We start from the raw sequence: 2291 nt of genomic DNA, 5'->3' as shown, positions 1-2291 counted from the left end.
AAGTTAAAAGAAGCGTCGGAACCCTTGGCGGCGAGATCTTCACGTAGTAGATTAGCGTTATCTACAGCAGCACGGCAGGCGCTAATGGCTTCATCACCTGAGCCAGCGGCGTCTGGATTTTGCAAAATTTGACAAAGCTGGGCCTGGAGCTGATACTCTATCTCGACCAGACCGGCTCCTTGGGCCAGGCTCAGGGCTGTGAGGGTTTGTTGTTTGGCAACTTTCCACTGTTGGGTTTGCATGTAGAGCTGCCCTAAAGTACTGAGAGCATAGGTCTGGGCTCTGACATCGCCTAGCTGTTGAGCGGCGGCATAGGTTTCTAATAGCAGCGTTGCGATCGCATCCCCCGACGGCAGCTCATTCACCAGTATCAACAAGTCATCTACCGTCGCCGCTGGCACAACTGCGACTGGGACCGCATCGTCCGGTACCTCAGTCGTTGATACCGAGTCATCAGGCACTGTCGAGGGAGGAGCAGCAGCTGGCGGTACTTTATCTAGAGCATCATCAACTGCCTGGCGTAGGTTTAGCAATGTCTGACCGACGGTAATGCGAGTGTAAATGGTTTCGCGGTTGGGCGGCTGTGCCTGCAGCTGGTCCATCAAAGGCGGTAAGAGAGATGCGATCGCAGCCCAATCTTCCTGATTAACCAGCAGCTGTAACTGATTTACCTGAGCCGATAACCTCGGCTGTGAGTCTGATGTCGCAGCGGCTAGCCGATAGTTTTCAAGCGCCACGTCTTGGTTATTATTAGCTTCAGCCAGGGTCCCAAGGCTGATGTGGATCTGGCTAACTGCTGTCGGGTCTGCAGTCTGCGCTAACTTTAAAGCCTGATCGAGCTGTTCAGCGGCTTTCTCTCGGTCACCCGTCAGCCGTAACAGATCGCCATGGAGCCGTAGAGCGTCTACGGTAACTGCATCATTAGGTTGTTCTGTGAGGGCAGTCTCAACCAAGGTCAGCGCCCGGCTATAAAATCCAGCCGTCAACAACATTCGAGCCTGATTGAGCTGCACCTGCACCTTTTGGCGGGGTTGGCCTGCTTTGTCATAGGCAGTAGCAGCATCAATCCATACCCTTTCGGCCTCACTGGTATTACCTTGGGCGTCCAGCAACTGCCCCTGAACTGAGAGTACCTTACCCCGACTAGCCCACAGCGCCGGGGGGGCATCGACGACGGCGGGCACTAGTTCTAGCGCTGACTCTATCGCCGCTGCAGCCTCAGACCACTGCCCCAGCTGTTGATAGCTCAAAGAAAGATTGGCTAATGCTATGGCCTGCTGCCAGGGCTGCCCCTGGGCTGCATAATCACTCGCCGCTCGCTGAAATGCCTCTACCGCAGCGCTATAGTCACCGGTTTCGTAGGCGGCGCGTCCCTGCTGCTCTAAACTCTCACTGTCCTGGGTTTGAACCTGGGTTTGAGCAATACTAACACTGGCGATAGCCCCTGTTACCAGCGGTGGCATGACTATACACAGCAGTGCCGTCAGTACAGCCAGCACAGCCAGCCAGCCGCGACGAAATCGTCGATGTTGTCGGTTTTTAGGGTGCGATCGCATAGTCTTTCCTCAATTACGGCCAGTAGATTTTTTAGCTAAAACGCACGATAGTTCAACGAAAAATGAACGCCGGATTCCTGCAGCGAATTCCCATCAGCATCGCCGTTAATCAAAGGAATACCCCAGTCCAATCGAGCGGTAAGATCATCCCACTGCCATAGCAGCCCCACGCCAGTGGACAACAATGTATCAGGGTCAGGATCGCGATCATCCGCATTCCAGCCAAAGCCCCCTTCCAAAAATGGCGTCAGCTGTAACAACGAGTCTCCAGTCGGCGAACGATACAGCGGCAAACGAAACTCCGCCGAGGCCGATACGGCATTATCCACCAGCAACAAGTCCTGACGATACCCCCTGACGGTACTGGCCCCACCCAGGCCAAACTGCTCCAGCGGCAGCAGGGGCGCATCGGCAAGCTGAGCATCGGCCTGAAAAATAAACAACGTATCAGGTGCTAACAGCTGCAGCCACTGTCCCTGCCCCCGCCAGACAAAAAACTCACTATTGGGGCTCTCTGCAGATGTAGAACCCAACAAATCTAACCCCACACTAAACTGAGAACGAGCCGCCAGCACAGTCTTGGGCTGTTGCTTAACCCACTCCTGAAAAAATCGTACCGCCGTTACTCGACTGCGACCTTCATCGTTAGCCCCCCGTGTCGGAAACCCAACTTCCTCGCCAAAAAAGTCTTCTAGAAAAATACTACGGGTCCCCTGACGGGATGCGGTCAGACCT

2 protein-coding genes are annotated in these 2291 nt (G+C 54.7%); both read right to left on the bottom strand.

Features of this window, described 5'->3' with window-relative positions; translation table 11 throughout:
* A partial coding sequence (locus IQ260_RS29990; RefSeq protein WP_193996707.1) for a tetratricopeptide repeat protein occupies window positions 1-1556 on the bottom strand: 1556 nt, incomplete at its 3' end.
* A gap of 35 nt (window positions 1557-1591) precedes the next feature.
* On the bottom strand, window positions 1592-2291 hold a 700-nt coding region (locus tag IQ260_RS29985), incomplete at its 5' end, for a ShlB/FhaC/HecB family hemolysin secretion/activation protein (protein ID WP_193996706.1).

Origin of the sequence: Leptolyngbya cf. ectocarpi LEGE 11479 (assembly GCF_015207065.1) — a bacterium.
In the GTDB taxonomy this organism is placed as follows: Bacteria; Cyanobacteriota; Cyanobacteriia; order Phormidesmidales; family Phormidesmidaceae; genus Leptothoe; species Leptothoe ectocarpi.
This window is presented reverse-complemented; position numbering and strand designations above follow the sequence as displayed.